This is a genomic window from Streptomyces sp. RKAG293 (assembly GCF_023701745.1).
GTDB lineage: Bacteria > Actinomycetota > Actinomycetes > Streptomycetales > Streptomycetaceae > Actinacidiphila.
This window is the reverse complement of sequence record NZ_JAJOZB010000001.1, coordinates 893,194-912,611: the sequence shown is the minus strand read 5'-3', so window position 1 is coordinate 912,611 and position 19,418 is coordinate 893,194. Positions and strand designations below refer to the sequence as shown.

Annotated in this window: 15 protein-coding genes; 13 read left to right on the top strand and 2 right to left on the bottom strand. The window is 70.5% G+C overall.

Translation table 11 applies throughout. The features are described 5' to 3' along the window. The first annotated feature begins 162 nt into the window (after positions 1 to 162). The 13 genes from rhaI to LNW72_RS03925 all read left to right on the top strand — a co-directional run bounded on the left by rhaI (position 163) and on the right by LNW72_RS03925 (position 15,664). Complete coding sequence (rhaI, locus tag LNW72_RS03985) at positions 163 to 1,329, top strand: L-rhamnose isomerase (RefSeq protein WP_250980010.1); 1,167 nt, start codon at positions 163 to 165, stop codon at positions 1,327 to 1,329. 74 nt (positions 1,330 to 1,403) lie between these two features. Beyond that, a complete protein-coding gene (locus tag LNW72_RS03980; protein WP_250974059.1) occupies positions 1,404 to 3,449 on the top strand; it encodes a bifunctional aldolase/short-chain dehydrogenase in 2,046 nt (681 codons plus the stop codon). Positions 3,450 to 3,527: 78 nt separating this feature from the next. Then, complete coding sequence (locus tag LNW72_RS03975; protein ID WP_250974058.1) at positions 3,528 to 5,012, top strand: rhamnulokinase family protein; 1,485 nt, start codon at positions 3,528 to 3,530, stop codon at positions 5,010 to 5,012. A gap of 344 nt (positions 5,013 to 5,356) precedes the next feature. Then, positions 5,357 to 6,118 carry a DeoR/GlpR family DNA-binding transcription regulator gene (locus LNW72_RS03970; RefSeq protein ID WP_250974057.1) on the top strand — a complete coding sequence of 254 codons (762 nt, stop codon included), beginning with the start codon at positions 5,357 to 5,359 and terminating at the stop codon, positions 6,116 to 6,118. A gap of 126 nt (positions 6,119 to 6,244) precedes the next feature. Further along, complete coding sequence (locus LNW72_RS03965) at positions 6,245 to 7,609, top strand: sugar ABC transporter substrate-binding protein (protein WP_250974056.1); 1,365 nt, start codon at positions 6,245 to 6,247, stop codon at positions 7,607 to 7,609. 79 nt (positions 7,610 to 7,688) lie between these two features. Continuing rightward, a complete protein-coding gene (locus tag LNW72_RS03960) occupies positions 7,689 to 8,657 on the top strand; it encodes a carbohydrate ABC transporter permease (RefSeq protein WP_250974055.1) in 969 nt (322 codons plus the stop codon). Continuing rightward, a complete protein-coding gene (locus LNW72_RS03955; RefSeq protein ID WP_250974054.1) occupies positions 8,654 to 9,532 on the top strand; it encodes a carbohydrate ABC transporter permease in 879 nt (292 codons plus the stop codon). Before LNW72_RS03960 ends, LNW72_RS03955 begins: the two co-directional genes overlap by 4 nt. Further along, positions 9,529 to 10,518: a zinc-dependent alcohol dehydrogenase family protein gene (locus tag LNW72_RS03950; protein WP_250974053.1), complete on the top strand. Its 990-nt coding sequence runs from the start codon at positions 9,529 to 9,531 to the stop codon at positions 10,516 to 10,518. The genes LNW72_RS03955 and LNW72_RS03950 overlap by 4 nt, the downstream gene beginning before the upstream one ends. Positions 10,519 to 10,571: 53 nt before the next feature. Beyond that, positions 10,572 to 11,576, top strand: coding sequence for a carbohydrate kinase (locus LNW72_RS03945; RefSeq protein WP_250974052.1), 1,005 nt, complete (start codon positions 10,572 to 10,574; stop codon positions 11,574 to 11,576). A gap of 157 nt (positions 11,577 to 11,733) precedes the next feature. Then, positions 11,734 to 12,663 (top strand): ATP-binding cassette domain-containing protein, encoded by a 930-nt coding sequence (locus tag LNW72_RS03940; protein WP_250974051.1) that lies wholly within the window; start codon positions 11,734 to 11,736, stop codon positions 12,661 to 12,663. Next, positions 12,660 to 13,508 (top strand): ABC transporter permease, encoded by an 849-nt coding sequence (locus tag LNW72_RS03935; protein WP_250974050.1) that lies wholly within the window; start codon positions 12,660 to 12,662, stop codon positions 13,506 to 13,508. Before LNW72_RS03940 ends, LNW72_RS03935 begins: the two co-directional genes overlap by 4 nt. A 170-nt stretch (positions 13,509 to 13,678) precedes the next feature. Continuing rightward, the gene (locus tag LNW72_RS03930; RefSeq protein WP_250980009.1) at positions 13,679 to 14,935 is read left to right on the top strand and encodes a histidine kinase; all 1,257 of its coding nucleotides are present in this window, start codon (positions 13,679 to 13,681) and stop codon (positions 14,933 to 14,935) included. Positions 14,936 to 14,986: 51 nt separating this feature from the next. Next, positions 14,987 to 15,664 carry a response regulator transcription factor gene (locus tag LNW72_RS03925; protein ID WP_250974049.1) on the top strand — a complete coding sequence of 226 codons (678 nt, stop codon included), beginning with the start codon at positions 14,987 to 14,989 and terminating at the stop codon, positions 15,662 to 15,664. Between the two features lie 189 nt (positions 15,665 to 15,853). Here LNW72_RS03925 and LNW72_RS03920 read toward each other — a convergent pair whose 3' ends face one another. Together LNW72_RS03920 and LNW72_RS03915 are read right to left on the bottom strand one after the other, a co-directional pair. Then, entirely contained in the window at positions 15,854 to 17,125 is a 1,272-nt protein-coding gene (locus LNW72_RS03920) for a hypothetical protein (RefSeq protein ID WP_250974048.1), read from the bottom strand. A 296-nt stretch (positions 17,126 to 17,421) separates the two neighbouring features. Then, on the bottom strand, positions 17,422 to 19,032 hold the full coding sequence (locus LNW72_RS03915; protein WP_250974047.1) for a glycoside hydrolase family 3 C-terminal domain-containing protein: 1,611 nt from the start codon (positions 19,030 to 19,032) through the stop codon (positions 17,422 to 17,424). Positions 19,033 to 19,418: the final 386 nt, after the last annotated feature.

Genomic DNA, 19,418 nt, shown 5'->3' with positions numbered 1-19,418 from the left:
CGGACGTTAGGCCAGTGCGACATGACGCGTCAATGCTTTCGTTTCAAGTTTTCGGCTCAGGTGTCCGCAGTCGGTTGAACTCCCGTAACCAGGAGGTTGACACTCCCTCTTCGGGCACCTAGCTTCCCCTCAGTGAAACGATTCATGGCGGGAGCGATGAACATGACCGACCTGTCCACGGTGAAGGCCGCGCTGAAGGCCCAGTCCATCGAGACGCCGTCCTGGGCGTACGGCAACTCCGGCACGCGCTTCAAGGTGTTCGCGCAGGCGGGCGTGCCCCGTACTCCGCAGGAGAAGATCGACGACGCGGCGCGCGTCCACGAGTTCACCGCGGCCGCGCCCTCGGTGGCGCTGCACATCCCGTGGGACAGGACCGACGACTACCCGGCGCTGGCGGCCCACGCGGCCGGGCAGGGTGTGCGGCTCGGGGTGATCAACTCCAATGTCTTCCAGGACGACGACTACAAACTCGGTTCAGTCACCCACCCCGATCCCAAGATCCGGCGCAAGGCCACCGACCATCTGCTGGAATGCGTCGACATCATGGACGCCACCGGCTCGCGCGATCTGAAACTGTGGTTCTCCGACGGGACGAACTACCCCGGACAGGACGATATCGCCGATCGTCAGGGACGACTGGGCGACGCGCTGACCGAGGTCTACGAGCGGCTCGCCGACGACCAGCGGATGCTGTTGGAGTACAAGCTCTTCGAGCCGGCCTTCTACGCCACGGACGTGCCGGACTGGGGCACCGCGTACGCCCACTGCCTCAAGCTCGGCCCCAAGGCGCAGGTCGTCGTCGACACCGGCCACCACGCCCCCGGCACCAACATCGAGTTCATCGTGGCGACGCTGCTGCGCGAGGGGAAGCTCGGCGGCTTCGACTTCAACTCGCGCTTCTACGCCGACGACGACCTGATGGCCGGCGCGGCGGACCCGTTCCAGCTCTTCCGGATCATGTACGAAGTGGTGCGCGGCGGAGGGCTCGCGGCCGAGACCGGAGTGGCCTTCATGCTCGACCAGTGCCACAACATCGAGGCGAAGATCCCGGCGATCATCCGGTCGGTGATGAATGTGCAGGAAGCCACCGCCAAGGCGCTGTTGGTCGACCCCGCCGCGCTGCGCGCCGCCCAGCAGGCCGGTGAGGTGCTGGAGGCGAACGCCGTACTGATGGACGCGTACAACACCGACGTCCGTCCGCTGCTGCGCGAGATCCGTGAGGAACAGGGCATCGGCCCGGACCCGATCGCCGCCTACAAGCGTTCCGGCTGGGCCGATCACATCGTCGCGGAACGGGTCGGCGGGACGCAGGCGGGCTGGGGGGCGTGACGCCTCCGACGCCCGCCGCCACCGACTCCCGCTTCCGCTCCGCATCCCCATCCCCATCCGCAAGGGATTCCACGATGACCGCAGAACCGCACCCGCAGGCGGCGGAGCTGCTGGCGCGCAGCCACCGGCTCGGCGCCGATCCGCGCAACACCAACTACGCGGGCGGCAACACGTCCGCCAAGGGCACCGCCACCGACCCGGTGACCGGCCAGGACACCGAGCTGATGTGGGTCAAGGGCTCAGGGGGAGACCTGGGCACCCTGCGGGCGACCGGGCTCGCCGCGCTGCGGCTCGACCGGCTGCGCGCCCTCGTGGACGTCTATCCGGGTGTCGACCGCGAGGACGAGATGGTGGCGGCCTTCGACTACTGCCTGCACGGCAAGGGCGGCGCGGCACCCTCCATCGACACCGCGATGCACGCCCTGGTCGGGGCCGAGCACGTCGATCATCTGCACCCGGACTCCGGCATCGCGCTCGCCTGCTCCGCCGACGGCGAGGCGCTGACCAAGGAGTGCTTCGGGGACCGGGTCGCCTGGGTGCCGTGGCGCCGCCCGGGATTCCAACTGGGTCTGGACATCGCCGCCGTCAAGGACGCCAACCCGCAGGCCATCGGCTGCGTACTCGGCGGCCACGGCATCACCGCCTGGGGTACGACCTCGCAGGAGTGCGAGCGGAACTCCCTCGACATCATCCGCACCGCCGCCGAGTTCCTCGACCGGCGGGGCAGGAGCGAACCGTTCGGACCGGTCCTGCCCGGCTACGAGCCGCTGCCCTCGGCGGAACGCCGGGCCAGAGCGGCCGCACTGGCCCCCGTCCTGCGGGCCGTCGCCTCCGCCGACCGTCCGCAGATCGGCCACTTCAGCGACTCCGAAGCGGTGCTGGACTTCCTCTCCCGCACCGAACACCCGCGGCTGGCCGCGCTAGGTACCTCCTGCCCCGACCACTTCCTGCGCACCAAGGTCCGCCCGCTGGTCCTGGACCTGCCCGGCGACGCGCCGCTCGACGCAGCGGTGCGGCGGCTGCGGGAGCTGCACACCGAGTACCGCGAGGAGTACGCCGCCTACTACGCGCGGCACGCGACGCCCGACTCGCCTCCGATGCGCGGCGCCGACCCGGCGGTGGTCCTGGTCCCGGGCGTCGGGATGTTCTCCTACGGCAAGGACAAGCAGACCGCGCGCGTCGCGGGGGAGTTCTACCTCAACGCGATCAACGTGATGCGCGGTGCCGAGGCGGTCTCGTCGTACCTGCCGATCGAGGAGTCGGAGAAGTTCCGTATCGAGTACTGGGAACTGGAGGAGGCGAAGCTGCGCCGGATGGCCCCGGCGCAGCCGCTGGCGACCCGGATCGCGCTGGTGACCGGCGCCGGCTCGGGCATCGGCAGGGCCATCGCCCACCGGCTCGCCGCCGAGGGAGCCTGCGTGGTCGTGGCCGACATCAACGCGACCGGTGCCGCGGCCGTCGTCGAGGAACTCGGCGGGTCTGACCGCGCGGTCGCGGTGACGGCCGACGTCACGTCCGAGGAGGAGATCCGGTCGGCGTTCGACGCGGCGGTCCTCGCCTTCGGCGGAGTGGACCTGGTGGTCAACAACGCGGGCATCTCCATCTCCAAGCCGCTGCTGGAGACCACCGCCGCGGACTGGGACCTGCAGCACGCGATCATGGCCCGCGGATCCTTCCTCGCCTCGCGCGAGGCCGCACGGATCATGATCCAGCAGGGCCTGGGCGGTGACATCGTCTACATCTCCAGCAAGAACGGGGTCTTCGCCGGCCCCAACAACATCGCCTACGGCGCCACCAAGGCCGACCAGGCCCACCAGGTGCGGCTGCTCGCCGCCGAGCTGGGGGAGCACGGCATCCGGGTGAACGGCATCAACCCCGACGGGGTGGTCCAGGGCTCGGGGATCTTCGCTGGCGGCTGGGGCGCCCAGCGCGCCGCCGTGTACGGAGTGAGCGAGGAGAACCTCGGCGCGTTCTACGCCCAGCGCACCCTGCTCAAGCGCGAGGTGCTGCCCGAGCACGTCGCCAACGCCGTCTTCGCGCTGGCCGGCGGAGACCTCAGCCATACGACGGGCCTGCACATCCCCGTCGACGCCGGGGTGGCAGCGGCGTTCCTGCGATAGCGGGTCCCGGCCGGCGGCGGCGACCACCCCCGCCGGCCGGCGAGCTCCCCGTACCCATCACTTCCTGTGAGGCTCCGCATGCCACCGAGCGACCCCCGTGCCTTCGCCGCCGTCGATCTCGGCGCTTCCAGTGGGCGCGTCATCGTCGGCCGGGTGACCGCGCGCTCGGTCGGCCTCGACGAGGTCCACCGCTTCCCCAACCTTCCGGTACGCGTCGGCGGCACCCTGCACTGGGACGTGCTGGCGCTGTACCGCGGGGTTCTGGACGGCCTGCGGGCGGCGGGCCGGGTGACGTCCGTCGGGATCGACACCTGGGCCGTGGACTACGGACTGCTGGCAGCCGACGGTTCGCTGCTCGGCAATCCCGTCCACTACCGCGACGCCCGGACGGAGGGCGTTCCGGAGCGGATCGGGCGGAAGGTGCCGCAGGCGGAGCTGTATGCCGCCACCGGTGTGCAGCACGCTCCGTTCAACACTCTCTACCAGCTGGCCGCTGCCCAGGGGACCCCCCAACTGGACGCCGCCGCGCGGCTGCTGCTGATGCCGGACCTCCTGTCGTACTGGCTCACCGGTATCGCCGGCACGGAGCTGACCAACGCCTCCACCACCCAGCTCCTGGACCCGCGCACCGGTGACTGGGCGCACGCACTGGCCGGGCGGCTCGGTATCGACCTGTCGCTCTTCCCGCCGCTGCGCAGGCCCGGTGACCCGGCGGGCGAGCTGCTGCCGGAGGTTCTGGAGGCGACCGGTCTTGAGCACCCCGTGCCGGTGGTGACGGTCGGCTCGCACGACACCGCGTCGGCGGTCGCCGGGGTGCCGGCGGACACCGAGCGCTTCGCGTACATCTCCTGCGGCACGTGGTCGCTGGCCGGCGTGGAACTGGCGGCACCGGTCCTCACCGAGGACTCGCGCGCCGCGAACTTCACCAACGAACTGGGCGTCGACGGCACCGTCCGCTATCTGCGCAACATCATGGGCCTGTGGCTGCTGCAGGAATGCCTTCGCACCTGGCGGGCCGCGGGCCTTCCGCACGACCTCGGCCGGCTCCTGGCTCAAGCGGCACAGGCCCCGTCGCTGCGCTCCGTCGTGGACGCCGCCGACCCGGCCTTCCTCGCCCCCGACAGCATGCCGGACCGCATCGCCGAGTCCTGCCGCAGGACCGACCAGCCGGTACCGCGGAACCCCGCGGAGACGGTGCGCTGCATCCTGGACTCCCTCGCGCTGGCGCACCGCGCGGCGATCGAGGACGCCCAGCGGCTGTCGGGACGGCACCTCGACGTCGTCCACATCGTCGGCGGCGGCGCGCGCAACGAGCTGCTCTGCCAACTGACGGCGGACGCCTGCGGGCTACCGGTCGTGGCCGGCCCCGCCGAGGCGGCGGCCCTGGGCAACGTCCTGGTGCAGGCGCGGGCCGCGGGCGTGATCGGGGGCGGCCTCGCGGACATCCGGTCCCTGCTCCGCGCCACGCAGCCGCTACGCCGCCACGAGCCGGCCGCCGACCGCACCCGGTGGAACGAGGCGGCCGCGCGGACGACCGGCACGAAGGACGCCGTCCGGACCTAACGTCTGTCGTCCGGTTCTCACTCGGTGATGTGCGGCACGAAGCGCGCGCGCTCGTCCGTGACGAGCCCTCCACCCGGGTCGTGCCGGCACGCCGTTCCGCGGGCTCCGGTGTCCGGAACCACGGGTTTCGGGAGCTCATCGGTGGAAGCCGGGCAGAGTTGGCGCCGCGGTTGATCCAATGGATGCCTCTGGCCTGCGCACCTGTGGTTTTCTGTCCGGGCGCAATCGGGCAACCTCTTGCCCGGAACGGGGCGGCGCATGGCCTGGGCGCGGCGGTATAACTCATGGACGGGCCCATTCGGGCCACGGATGCCCGAACGGGCGGGGAAGGGCGGGTGGCGGTGATGAGGTCGGAGGAGAGGCATCACCGGCTGCTGGCTCTGGCGCGCCAGGCGGGCCGCGTCGAGGTCGCCGTCGCGGCCGCCGACTTCAGGGTCGCTCCGGAGACCATCCGGCGGGACCTGAGCGCGCTGGAGCGCAGGGGACTGGTCCGCCGCACCCATGGCGGTGCCTACCCCGTCGAGAGCGCGGGCTTCGAGACCAATCTGGCCCAGCGCGTCACGCTGCACGTCGAGAGCAAGCGGCGGATCGCCGCCGAAGGCGTCAAGCTCCTCGACGGCGCGGAAACGATCTTTGTGGACGAGGGCTACACACCGCAGATCCTCGCCGCACTGCTGCCGACCGACCAACCCCTCACCGTGGTGACCGCGTCGCTGTCGACGGCCGCGGCGGTCGCCGAGTCGGACAACACCACCGTCCTCCTCCTCGGCGGCCGGGTCCGCGCCCGGACGCTCGCCACCGTGGGTTCCTGGGCCTGCGCGATGCTCTCGGGCTTCGTCGTCGACCTGGCGTTCATGGGATCGAACGGGATCTCCCGGGAGTTCGGGCTCACGACGCCCGACCCGGTCGTGGCGGACGTCAAGGCCAAGGCGATCGAGGTCTCCCGCAGACGGGTCTTCCTGGGGCACCACGGCAAGTTCGGGGCGAGCAGCTTCTGCCGGTTCGCGGAGGTCGCCGACTTCGAGGCCATCGTCACCGACACCGGACTGTCCAGCGCGGAAGCGCACCGCTACACCCTCCTGGGGCCGCAGGTCATCCGCGTCTGACCCGACGGCCCGTCCACTCCCTCCACCCCCTCGATCCGCGGCCCCCGGCCACGGGCAGCTGTGGCGTGGGCGAAATCAGCTGACACCCGGTCCCACCCGGCCGGATCACCAACGAAGGGATCCAGCGTGACGACAAGACCGAAGAACACGCCGCGCACCGTCGCAACGGTCGCCGTGGCGCTCTGCACCAGCCTGCTGGCCGCATGTTCGGGCGCCGGTGGCGGGGGCGGCGGCTCCCAGGCGCACTCCATCAACGTACTGATGGTCAACAACCCGCAGATGGTGGATCTGCAGAAGCTGACCGCGGACAACTTCACCAAGGCCACCGGCATCAAGGTCAATTTCACCGTGCTGCCGGAGAACGACGTCCGGGACAAGATCAGTCAGGACTTCGCCAGCCAGGCCGGACAGTACGACGTGGCGACCATCAGCAACTACGAGACCCCGATCTACGCCAAGAACGGCTGGCTGTCACCGCTGACCGCGCAGTCCAAGGCCGACACCGCCTTCGAGCAGGGCGACATCCTGCCCAGCATCCAGGAGTCCCTGACCTCGGGCGGACAGATCTACGCCGAGCCGTTCTACGGCGAGTCGTCGTTCCTGATGTACCGCAAGGACGTCTTCGCCGCCAAGCACCTGACGATGCCCGCCAACCCGACCTGGACCCAGGTCGCGGACCTGGCGGCGAAGGCCGACGGGGCGCAGCCCGGCATGAAGGGCATCTGCCTGCGCGGGCAGCCCGGCTGGGGCGAGCTGATCGCACCGTTGACCACGGTCGTGAACACCATGGGCGGCACCTGGTTCGACAAGGACTGGAAGGCCCGGCTCAACAGTCCGGAGTTCACCAAGGCGACGAAGTTCTATGTCGACCTGGTACGGGCGCACGGTGAGGCGGGCGCCCCGCAGGCCGGCTTCACGGAGTGCCTGAACAACATGGAGCAGGGCAAGGTCGCCATGTGGTACGACGCCACCTCGGCCGCCGGCCTGCTGGACGGCACGGGCTCCCCGGTCGCCGGAAAGATGGGTTACGTGCCCGCGCCGGTCGACCGGACGAAGAGCTCGGGTTGGCTCTACACCTGGGCCTGGGGTCTGCAGAAGGCCAGCAAGCACCAGGACGACGCATGGAAGTTCATCTCCTGGGCGTCCAGCAAGAACTACGAGAACCTCGTCGGCACCAAGCTGGGCTGGTCCAAGGTCCCGGCCGGCAAGCGCACCTCGACCTACACCAACGCCCAGTACCTCACCGCCGCCTCGGCGTTCGCCGCGGCCACCAAGACCGCGCTGACCAACGCCGATCCGCTGAACCCCGGTGTGCAGCCACGACCCGCCCCCGGCATCCAGTTCGTCGGCATCCCCGAGTTCACCGATCTGGGCACGCAGGTCTCCCAGGAGATCAGCTCCGCCATCGCCGGCCGCGGCAGCGTCGAGAGTGCCCTGAAGACCAGCCAGTCCCGGGCCGAGACGGTCGCCGCCAAGCACGCGGGCCAGTGAGCGGGCCGCGCACCCACAGAACCACTCCCGACCCGCCCCCGCGGGTCGGGAGGCCACCCGCGCGAAGCGGAGAGACACCATGACTGTCCCCCTGACCGCAAAACGCCCGCGACTCCTGCGCCAGGGAGTGCGGGAGTCGTCCACCCGTCCCGCCGACCGGCCGCGTGGCGCCTGGGCCCGCCGGGCACCGCTGCTTCCGGCACTGGTCTTCCTGATCGTCGTCACCCAACTGCCGTTCCTGGGTACCCTGGGTATCTCGTTCATGCGCTGGAACGCCCTCGACCCCGACAACCGGGGCTTCGGCGGCCTGGCCAACTACCGGACCGCACTGACCGATCCGACGCTGCGCTCGTCCATCACCACCACCGTGATCCTGACCGCCTCGGTGGTCCTGGTGAGCCTGCTGTTCGGCCTGGGGCTGGCCCTGCTGCTCGACCGGCGGTTCCGTGGTCGCGGCATCGTCCGCACGATGCTCATCACCCCCTTCCTCGTTGTGCCGGTGGCCTCCGCCCTGCTGTGGAAGCACGCCCTGTACAACGCCTCCTACGGGCTGATCAACGGCACGCTGACGTGGATCTGGAGCCTGTTCGGCAGCTCCGACGCCCCGCAGTTCGACTGGCTGTCCACCAACCCCCTGATCGCCGTCGAGGCCTCACTGGTCTGGCAGTGGACACCGTTCATGATGCTGATCCTGCTCGCCGGTCTGCAGAGCCGGCCCCTGGACATCGTGGAAGCCGCCCGCGTCGACGGCGCCGGCACCTGGCAGGTCTTCCGCCATCTGACCTTCCCGCATCTGCGCCGCTACCTGGAACTGGCCTCGCTGCTCGGCAGCATCTACGTCGTCCAGAACTTCGACGCGGTCTTCACCCTCACCTCCGGCGGGCTGGGCACCGCCAACCTGCCCTACTCCGTCTACCAGACCTTCTACCAGGCGCACGACTACGGCCTGGCCTCCGCGCAGGGCGTCATCGTCGTCGCCTGCTCCATCCTCATCGCCACCTTCGCACTGCGCACCGTCTCGTCCCTGTTCCGAGAGGAGACGTCATGACGAGCACCACGACCACCGTCCCGGCCGGCCGGCCGCGGCGGCGTACCGGCCCGTTCCGCCACCGCGGCAGCATCTGGGGTCTGCTGGCCTGGGTCTGCGGTCTGCTGTTCTTCCTGCCGTTCGGCTGGATGCTGCTCACCTCGCTGCACAGCGAACCGGCCGCCGCCACGAACCCGCCCGACATCGGCGCAGGACTCACCCTCCAGGGCTTCCGCGAGTTCTTCGGTGAGAGCACCGGGGTCAGTCCGTGGCCGCCGTTGATCAACTCGCTGACGGCGAGCATCGCCTCCACCGTCCTGGTGCTGGTCCTGGCCGTCCCCGCCGCCTACGCGCTGTCCATCAAGCCGGTCCGCAAGTGGACCGACGTGATGTTCTTCTTCCTCTCCACCAAAATGCTCCCCGCGGTGGCCGGGCTGCTGCCCGTCTACCTCATCGCCCAGCACGCCGGCCTGCTCGACAACATCTGGCTGCTGGTCATCCTCTACACCTCGATGAACCTGCCGATCGCGGTGTGGATGATGCGCTCCTTCCTCGCCGAGGTCCCCAAGGAGATCCTCGAAGCGGCCTCCATCGACGGCGCGGGGCTGCTGACCGTACTCACCCGGATCGTCGCCCCGGTGGCCGCGCCGGGCATCGCGGCCACCGCGCTGATCTCGTTCATCTTCAGCTGGAACGAGCTGCTGTTCGCCCGGGTGCTGACCGGTGTCGTGGCGGGGACCGCACCCGTCTTCCTCACCGGATTCGTCACCAGCCAGGGCCTGTTCCTCGCGAAGGTGTGCGCTGCCGCCGTCTGCGTCTCCCTCCCCGTACTCATCGCCGGGTTCGCCGCCCAGGACAAACTCGTCCAGGGCCTGTCCCTTGGAGCAGTCAAGTGAAAGCAGCCGTCATCAGCGCCCCCGGCGTCGTCGCGATCGAGAACGTCGAGGATCCGTCCCCCGGCCCCCGGGACGTGGTGGTCCGGGTCGCCGCCGTCGGCCTGTGCGGCACCGATCTGCACATCCTGCAGGGCGAGTTCGCACCCACCCTGCCGATCACCCCCGGGCATGAGTTCGCCGGCGAGATCGTCGCCGTCGGCGGTCAGGTCGACGAGTTCGCCCTCGGCGACCGGGTCGCGGTCGACCCGTCCCTGTACTGCCACGAATGCCACTACTGCCGTATCGGACGCAACAACCTCTGCGAACGCTGGGCCGCGATCGGCGTCACCAACCCCGGCGGCGCGGCCGAATACGCCCTCGCCCCGGCCGCCAACTGCGTGAAACTGCCCGAGCACATCCGCACCGAGGACGCCGCGCTGATCGAACCGCTCTCCTGCGCCGTCCGCGGATACGACATCCTCCGCAGCCAGCTGGCCACCAACGTCCTGATCTACGGATCCGGCACCATGGGCCTGATGATGATGGAGCTCGCCAAGCGCACCGGTGCCGCGACCGTCGACATCGTCGACATCAACCCCGACCGGCTGGAAACCGCCCGAACGCTGGGCTGCACCCATGCCGTCACGTCCGCCGACGAGATCGAGCAACCGCGCGGCTGGGACGTCGTCATCGACGCGACCGGCAACGCCAAGGCCATCCAGGAGGCCATCGGCCGCGTCGGCAAGGGCGGTACGTACCTCCAGTTCGGCGTGGCGGACTACGCGGCGCGGGCCACGATCGAGCCGTACCGGATCTACAACCAGGAGATCACCATCACCGGCTCCATGGCGGTCCTCCACAGTTACGAACGCGCGGCCCGGCTGTTCGCCGCCGGTGTCCTCGACCCACAGGTCTTCATCAGCGACCGGCTGCCGCTGACCGACTACGCCGCCGCACTCCAGCAGTTCCAGGACGGCAAGGGCCGGAAGATCCTGGTCACCCCCTGACCCGGGACGCCGTCCCGACCGGTCCGGGAAGTCCCTCTCCCATGGAGTCGCCCATGCCACCGCCCCTGCCGATGCCGGAAGCCCCGGCATCCGAAACGCCGACGCTCGTCATCGGCGAGGCACTCACCGACATCCTCACCGGCCCGGACGGGTCCCGGCGCTGCCGTCCGGGCGGCAGCCCGGCGAACGTGGCGCTGGGTCTGGCCCGGCTCGGGCACCCGGTCCTGCTGGCCACCCGGATCGGCCGCGATCCCTTCGGCCAGGTGCTGCGGACCCATCTGAGCCGTAGCGGGGTGGTGCTCACGGAAGGGTCCGTCTCCGACGTCCCGACGTCGACCGCCACCGCCCGTCTCGATGCGGCCGGGGCGGCCGACTACACCTTCGACATCTCATGGGAAGCGTCTCCCCTGGCCCTGGAGTCAGCCCGCGCCGGTACGGCGGGCCACCTGCACACCGGATCGATCGCCACGGCGCTCGCGCCCGGTGCCGATCAGGTACTCGCCGCCGTCGAGTCCGCACGGCACACGGCGACCGTCTCGTACGACCCGAACCTCAGGCCCGCACTGCTCGGAAAGCCCGGCGACGAGCGTCCCCGGGTCGAGCACCTTGTCTCGGTCAGTGATGTGGTGAAGGCCAGTCAGGAAGACCTGGCCTGGCTCTACCCCGGGCAGGACATCGAGGAAGTGGCGCTCCGCTGGTCGCGCAGCGGACCCTCACTGGTGGTCCTCACCTTCGGCGCCGGCGGCTCACAGGTCTGGTGGCGGCAGGGACGGCACGCTCTCCCGGCGCCCGCGGTCGAGGTCGTCGACACCGTGGGAGCGGGCGACGCCTTCATGTCGGGGCTTCTCAGCGGCCTGCTGCGGGCCGGGATGCTCGGCGCGGGAGGAGCCGCCGGGGAGTCCGAAGCATCCGCTCCGCGTACGGGACTGCGCACCGCGGCCTCCACCGTCCACCCGCACCAGGACGTGCTCCGTGCCCTGCGACTGGCCACCCGCGCCGCCGCACTGACCTGCACCCGGGAGGGCGCCGACCCACCGACCCGGGCCGACCTGGCGTGACGTGGCTCGTTCCCTAGTGCAGGCGGGGATGGTACCGGGGTACTACCGACCGTTTGTGGATCAGTCCGGGGTACCACGGTTGCGGGGGCTGCGGCTCATAGCGTTACGGGTGAGGCGGTCGGGCAGGACCGGCGCCCGTGAAGCGAGGGAAGACGCGATGATCGAGGCGCAGCAGCTGACGAAGAGGTACGGGGAGACGACGGCGGTGGACCGGCTGGACTTCACGGTCAGGCCCGGCACCGTCACCGGCTTCCTCGGCCCCAATGGCGCGGGCAAGTCCACCACGATGCGGATGATCGTCGGTCTGGACGCCCCCACGCACGGCACGGTCACGGTCAACGGCCGCCGCTACGCCGAACACACCGCCCCGCTGCAGGAGGTCGGGGCGCTGCTGGAGGCCAAGTCGATCCACCCGGGCCGCTCGGCGTTCGACCACCTGATGGCGCAGGCGTACACCCATGGCATTCCGCGCCGCCGGGTGGAGGAGGTCATCGGGATGACGGGTCTGGACTCGGTGGCGAAGAAGCGTGCCGGGGCCTTCTCCCTGGGGATGGGCCAGCGGCTGGGCATCGCGGCCGCGCTGCTCGGCGATCCGGCCACCGTCATGCTCGACGAGCCGGTCAACGGGCTGGACCCCGAGGGCGTGCTGTGGATCCGCAATCTGCTCACCGGGCTGGCGAACGAGGGCCGCACGGTGTTCGTGTCCTCGCACCTGATGAGCGAGATGGCCCTGGTCGCGGACCACCTGATCGTCGTCGGACGAGGGCGGCTGCTGGCCGACACCACCGTCGAGGAACTGATCAGCCAGGCCGGCGGGGACACGGTGCAGGTCGCCACGGCGGATCCCGCCCGGCTGCGCGAGGTCCTGGCGGGCCCCGGCATCGAGATCACCGGCCGGGTCGGCTCCGAGGAACTCCAGGTGACGGGGATCGCGGCTCGCGCGATCGGGCTCAAAGCCGCCGAGGCCGGCATCGCGCTCTTCGAGCTCACGGCGAAGGCGCTGTCCCTGGAGGAGGCCTTCATGGAGCTGACCCGGGACGCGGTCGACTACCACGGCACCACCGAGACCTCCGGGAGCGCAGCATGAGCACCATCACCTCGACCCACACCCCTGTCCCGAGCCCCGTGCAGGGCGCACGTCCGGTCTACCGGGTGACCGCGCGGCGCGTGCTGCGCTCGGAGTGGGCCAAGCTGTGGTCCCTGCGCTCCACCTGGATCACGCTGGGCCTGGGCCTGCTGTTCCTGGTGGCCTTCGGTCTGATCGCCTCGTGGCACTACAAGTCCAGGATCACCTCCGGCGATCACATGGACCGGGACTTCGCCACTTCCACCGCGGTGAGCCTGTCCCTGTTCGGCACGAACTTCGCGCAGTTGGCACTCGGTGTCCTGGGCGTCCTGGTGACCGCGGGCGAGTACTCCACCGGCATGATCCGCTCCACGCTGGCCGCGGTACCGCGCCGGCTGCCGGTGCTCTGGTCCAAGTCGGCCGTCTTCGGCGCGGTCGCCCTGGTGGTCGGCACCGTGGGAGCGTTCATCGCCTTCCTCTTCGGCAGCGGAATCGTCTCGGGCACGCCCGCGGCCCTCTCGATCTCGGACCCGGGTGTGGTGCGCAGCCTGCTGGCGGCCGGCCTCTACCTCGGTCTGATCGGTGTGCTGGGAACGGCCCTGGGCGCGCTGCTGCGATCGGTGGCCGGCGGCATCTCGGTCCTGGTCGGTTCGCTGATGCTGGTCCCCGGACTCATCTCGCTGCTGCCCAGCTCCTGGCAGGACCACGTCAGGCCCTATCTGCCCAGCGAGGCCGGAGCATCGATGTTCGCCCTGCACCACGAGGCGCACACGCTGACTCCTGCGGCCGGGCTGCTGGTCTTCCTGGCCTGGACCGGACTGGCGATGGCAGGTGCCTCCTGGCGCCTGATGCGCACCGACGCCTGACCCTGCCGAAGCCGACGACCCGGGATCACGGCGTCGGCGCGTCGCCCGGCAGCTCGGGTGCCGTGCCGGCGCCGTTGGCCCACGATGGGCAGGTGACCCCCGTGACCACCGACCTCCCCGCCGGAGCTGACCCCTCCGCGCGCCCGCTCCCTCCCGCGGAACCCGATCCGCTGTGGGGACACCCGCTGGTGATCGCGCTGACCCGGGTCGTCCAGCGCCTGCGCGCGGCCGACCTGCGGCGTCCGTGGGTGCTGGACACGGCCGTGGCGGTCGGGGTCTTCCTGCTGTTCGGCGCGGCGGACCTGGTGCACGACGGCGACCGGCACGAGATGGCCGTGAGGTTCACGCACCTGCCGGTGGCCGGGGTGCTGGCCCTGCAGGCCGGGCTGGTGCTGCCCCTGCTGTGGCGGCGCCGTATGCCCTCGGCGACCTTCGCCGCCGTGCTGGCCGTGTTCCTGATCCAGTGGCTGCTGGGGGCCTGGCTGCGCGCCGACGTGGCGCTGCTCATCGCCCTGTACAGCCTGGCACTGCACGGGCGACTGCGGCATCTGCCCTGGGCCTGCGCCGCCATGGCCGGCGTTCTGGGGCTGGTGTCCGTGCGGGTCTCGGAGGCGGTGTCCGTCGGGGACGCGCTGTTCTTCCTGTTCAGCGCGGTGACCGCGGCGCTGGCACTTGGCCTTGCGGTGCGCATCCGCCGGTCCCAGCTCGCGGGCCTGCGCGAGCGCGCGGCCCGCCTGGAGATCGAACGGGACCAGCGCAGCAAACTGGCCGCCGCCGGCGAACGCACGCGGGTGGCACGCGAGATGCACGACATCGTCGGCCACAACCTGTCCGTCATGATCACACTTGCCGACGGTGGTGCGTACGCGGCCCTCATCGCTCCTGAGCGGGGCAAGGAAGCACTGGAACTCATCGGCGAGACCGGCCGGCAGGCCCTGGGCGAACTCCGGCGCATGCTCGGTGTGCTGCGCGATCGGACGGACGCGCCCGAACTCAGCCCGCAGCCCGGCATCGCGGACATCGACGCCCTGTGCGCCCGTATCCGGGCCGCCGGCCCCAAGGTCCGCTACCGCACGATCGGGGAACTGGACGCCCTGGACCGCGGTGTACAGCTGACGGCCTACCGGATCGTGCAGGAGGCGCTCACCAACTCGCTCCGGCACGCCGGCGCCGAAACCGAGGTGCGACTCGCCCTCACCGTCGACGGCACACAGCTGCGCATCAGCGCCGACGACACCGGGCCGCCCACCGGGAACGGGCGGCCCGCTCCGGCGAACCAGGAGGGACACGGCCTCGCGGGCATGGCGGAACGCGCCGCGCTGTACGGCGGGAGCATCGCCGCCGGACCACGGCCCGGCGGAGGATGGACCGTACAGGTCACCCTCGACCTCACCCCGCTCACCGGTCCCCCGGGAGAGACCTCGTGACCGCCGTCCTCATCGGAGAGTCCTCATGACCACCGTCCTCTCGGAGACCTCATGACCACCGTCCTCATCGTGGACGACCAGCCCATGCAGCGTCTGGGCTTCCGCATGCTGCTGGAGTCCGTCCCGGACACCGACGTGGTCGGTGAGGCCGCGCACGGAGCCGACGCCGTACGCCAGGCCGCCGAACTGCGCCCCGACGTCGTCCTGATGGATGTGCGGATGCCCGGCATGGACGGTATCGAGGCGACCCGCCGCATCGTCGCCACCGGCGGACGTTCCCGCGTCCTGGTCATGACCACCTTCGACCTGGACGAGTACGCCCACACCGCGCTGCGCGCCGGAGCCAGCGGCTTCCTGCTCAAGGACGCGCGCCCCGAGGAACTGCTGGCGGGCATCCGCGCTGTCGCCGCGGGCGACGCCGTCATCGCCCCGGCCCTCACCCGGCGCCTCCTCGACGCCTACGCCCACCATCTGCCCGGCCACCTCCAGGACCACGAGCCGCAGGACGACCCCAGGCTGCGCACCCTCACCGGACGCGAACGGGAGATCCTGGTCGCCATCGGCCGGGGCTGGACCAACGCGGAGATCGCCGAGCGGCTGGTGCTGGCGGAGTCCACCGTCAAGACCCACGTCGGACGCGTGCTCGCGAAGATCGCCGCCCGCGACCGGATCCAGGCCGTCATCTTCGCCTACGACCTGGGCCTCACCCGCCCCCACACCACCGACTGAGGGCACACGGGACCACTCGAGCGCGACGGCACGGAGGCGGTCCGTGCCGTCGCGCCCTCGGCGGACATCGATCTGGAATGGGACTATCCGGACTACGACCGAATCCGCATCAGCGGGCGCGATCCAGCATCAGCTGACGCGGTCCTGCATCAGCGAGCGCGATCCGACCCGTGATTCACCCGGCGGAGCTCATCCCAGCAGGGCGGCGGCCTCCTGGAAGTCGTCGTGCGCCTCGGCGTACTGCTTGCCCGCGACCAGCAGGGTCGATCGGTCGGTGAGAGCCCTGGCGAGAAGGTCAGGGCCCTGGTCCTCGCCCAGCCCGGCCGACCGGCGGGCCAGTGCCACTCCCTCGTCGAACAGGGGCCGCAGGTTCTCCATGAACCGGTAGTGATGCCCCCGCTGGTGAACGGCCGACCGGATGGTCAACCTGCGCTGAACGGTGATCAGTTCGGCCAGATGACGGCGCGGGTCGCGCCGGGCCAGGGGAGTGAGGACGGCGACGGTCTCCTCCAGTGCGGTACGCCCCTCGACATAGGCGCGCCTGATGTCGGGCGACCAGCCGTCGGGCGAGCCGAACGGCGGTGCCGGCTCGCCGGGCGCCGGCTGTTCGTCCGCTCGTCCCGACAGGCCCAGCAGGACGGTCCACCAGTCGACGATATTGCTCCAGCTCTTGCGTTCACCGGTCGCGGCCAACTCGGCCAGCAGGGTGAGAACGTCCCCTCGCGCTGTACGGGCCTCATCGTGCCGCGCCCGGGCGTCGAGCAGCTGAGCGAGCCGGACCAGCTCCCACACCCTGATGGACAGCGACGAGCGGCCGCCTTCCAGCTCCGCACGGCCGGCGGCCGAGAGTTCGGTGAACGCGTCGATCGCCGCATCGTGCAGTCCGGCGGCGTCGAGCTCGGCCGACCACTCGACCATCGGCCACCAGAGGCGGCCGTCCGACGGATCGCCGCCCGACCGAACGGCCTCGACCATCTCCCCGTACAGCTGCGCCGCTTCGAGGTGACGGCCCTCCTCGGCCAGCCCGGCCGCCAGCGGCCCGCACCCGAACACGGGGCTGTCCACCTCGCCGTCCTTGAACGCCCTGCGTCCGGTCAGAGCCATCTCCTCGCGAACGGCGAAGCCCTCCGCCCGCCGGCCGAGCGTGTACAGCTGGTGCTGGTAGTCGTTCAGGGTCTCGATCAGCAGCTCGGTTCGCTTCGGTTCCGACGCGTCCAGCCTGCGCACGGCGGTGAGCGCCTCGGCGATCAGGTTCAGCTGGATCTCCGGCCGGTCCCGGAACTCCAGGTGACTGAGCATCAGAAGTGCCCGGACCAGCTTCGGCAGATAGGTCAGCGGTCCCACTTGGGCGAGCACTCGGTACGCCCGGATCTCCTCGTGAAGGCCGATTCTGCCGGAGCCGAGCAGGATCGCGCGTGCTCGTAGGACCGATTCGTGATCGACGTTCTGGGAGTGATTCATGAGGGCGATTGTGGGAGTTCTCGAGGGGGCCGGACAAGGTTCCCCGGACGTGCTGTTCGTCCTACGAAAATGCCCTCTGACCTGTCATGATGGGTGTGTCATAACTCCGGCGGCCGAGAAAACGGACGCCCCGGGCAGCACCGCGGGCCCGCGTCGCCGACCGGAACCGGGCCTCCTCCGCGACGAGTACCTGGCGCGCCGTGCCGACGACCCCTCACTCACCTTCCGCAGGCAAACGCTGCGACGGCCGCACCGCAGGGAGCGGTACGGCCGTCACGGTTCTGTGTTCCGCGGCGCTAGTTCCAGCCGGTCAGTCCGGCGCCGTAGGGATAGAGCGGGTTTCCGTAGGTGGTCGGCACCGGCTGTCCGGCGTCGATCTTCGCGCGGATCTCGGCGCGTTGGGCGTCCGTGGCGCCGAGGTCGTAGGGCAGGTCCCAGCTCTCGTTCGCGTCCGCGACCGTGTCGGTGCCGCCGGGCTTGAGGACCTGGTCCAGGCTTCGGGGCAGTTGCCAGGGCAGCTTCCCCCTGGGGGTGTAGTCGCCGAAGAGCAGACCGGCCGTAGCCGGGCCGGTCTCCTCGCCACCGCGATAGGTCACCACGATGGCGTCCGCCAGACCGTTCCAGTCGCTGATCACGATCGGCCGGGGCAGGGTCAGGACGACCACCACCGGAATCCCCTGGTTCTTGAAGTTCTGGATGACGGCGAGCTGATCCGGCGGGAGATAGGGCTGGGTGTCCACCCACGCGGTGGCGTGGGTGTAGGACGGCTCTCCGACGGCCACGACGGCGAGCTTCGGTGCGGGGCCGGTGTCCTGGTAGACATTGACGCTGGCCTTGGCGGCCCTGGCCCGGATGGCCTCCAGCGGAGTGAGTGAACCGTAGTCCGGGTGGAAGTAACTGGACCAGATGCAGCACGCGGCGCCGTCGGTGGCGCGGGCGCCGGCGACGACGATGTTGTCCCCCGCAGTGAGCTTGACCGGGAGCACGCCGTTGTTCTTGAGCAGGGTGTTGGACTCGCGCGCGGCCTGGTTGGCGAGGGCGGTGTAGGACGGCTGGTGGAACCGGTAGGGGCCGTTGACGGGGTCGCCGTAGGGGTGGTCGAAGATGCCGAGTTCGAACTTCAGCCGCAGGATCCGCGTCACCGCGTCGTTGATCCGCGCGAGCGGTACCTGGGCCTCGAAGCCGGCCATGGTGAACCCGACGGCGCCCGGGTCGGCGCCGCCCATCACGTCGGAGCCGGCGTTGGCGGCGTTCACCCAGGCGCCGGAGGGCAGCCAGTCGGTGGTGATCAGGCCGGTGTAACCGATGTTCTGCCGCAGGTAGTTGAGGATCTTTGCGCTGTCGCCCGCGCCGGGGCCGCCCGGGTCGAGATACGAGCTGCCCGCGTACCCCGGCATGATGTTGACCGCTCCGGCTTCGATCGCGGCCCGGAACGGGATCATGTGGTACTTGATCGTCACCGCGTCGTAGACGATGCCCGCCTCACCCCCGGCGCCCTCGCCGGGCCAGTGCTTGACGGTGGCGAGGACGGAGCCCGGGTTGAGTTCCGGGCCGCCCTGCAACCCGGCGACCTGCGACCGCAGTTGGGCAGCCGCGACGTCCGCGTTCTCGCCGCCGCCCTCCTGGATGCGCGGATAGAGCACCTTGGTGCCGACCTCGGCGAGCGGGGAGAGCGTGCCGCGTGCGCCGACCTCCAGCTCCTCCTTGCGCTGCATGTCCCCCAGCCGGTAGTCGAGCGGATAGTCCTTGCCCGCGGCCAGCGCACTCTGCAGCGGGTACGTGGTCTGGTAGCCGGCGGTGGTGTCGCCCGCGGACACGGGCGGGATGCCCAGCCGGGTGGCCGCCGTGGAGACCAGCACGTTGTGCAGGTCGGCCGGTTGGGCCGGTCCGAAGTGCCAGCCCGACATCGGGTAGGACTGGACGTTGTAGAACATCTGGAAGGCCTCTCCTCCAGCGTCATCCGGCTCAGGAGGTCGGCGGTCCGGGTGCCGACCGGCCGGCGCCAGTCCTCGTACGGCTCGATGGTGCCGTTCTTGTTGAGGTCCCGGGCGCCGTTGACGATGGCGACGCCGTCGTTCACGGTCTCGATGTCGGGCAGGTAGACGCTGAAGGTGCGGATGTCGGAGGTGGTGCGCGCGCCGGAGCCGCTCACCGCGACGACGAACCACTGGTAGGTCCACCGGTCGCTGATGTCCCAGGTCGGGGTGTACGTGGCGCCGGTCGGTTCGGCGACCTTGGTATAGAGGTCGAGCAGGCTGCCCGAGGCGGCGAAGTCGTAGTCGGTGCGGCTGAT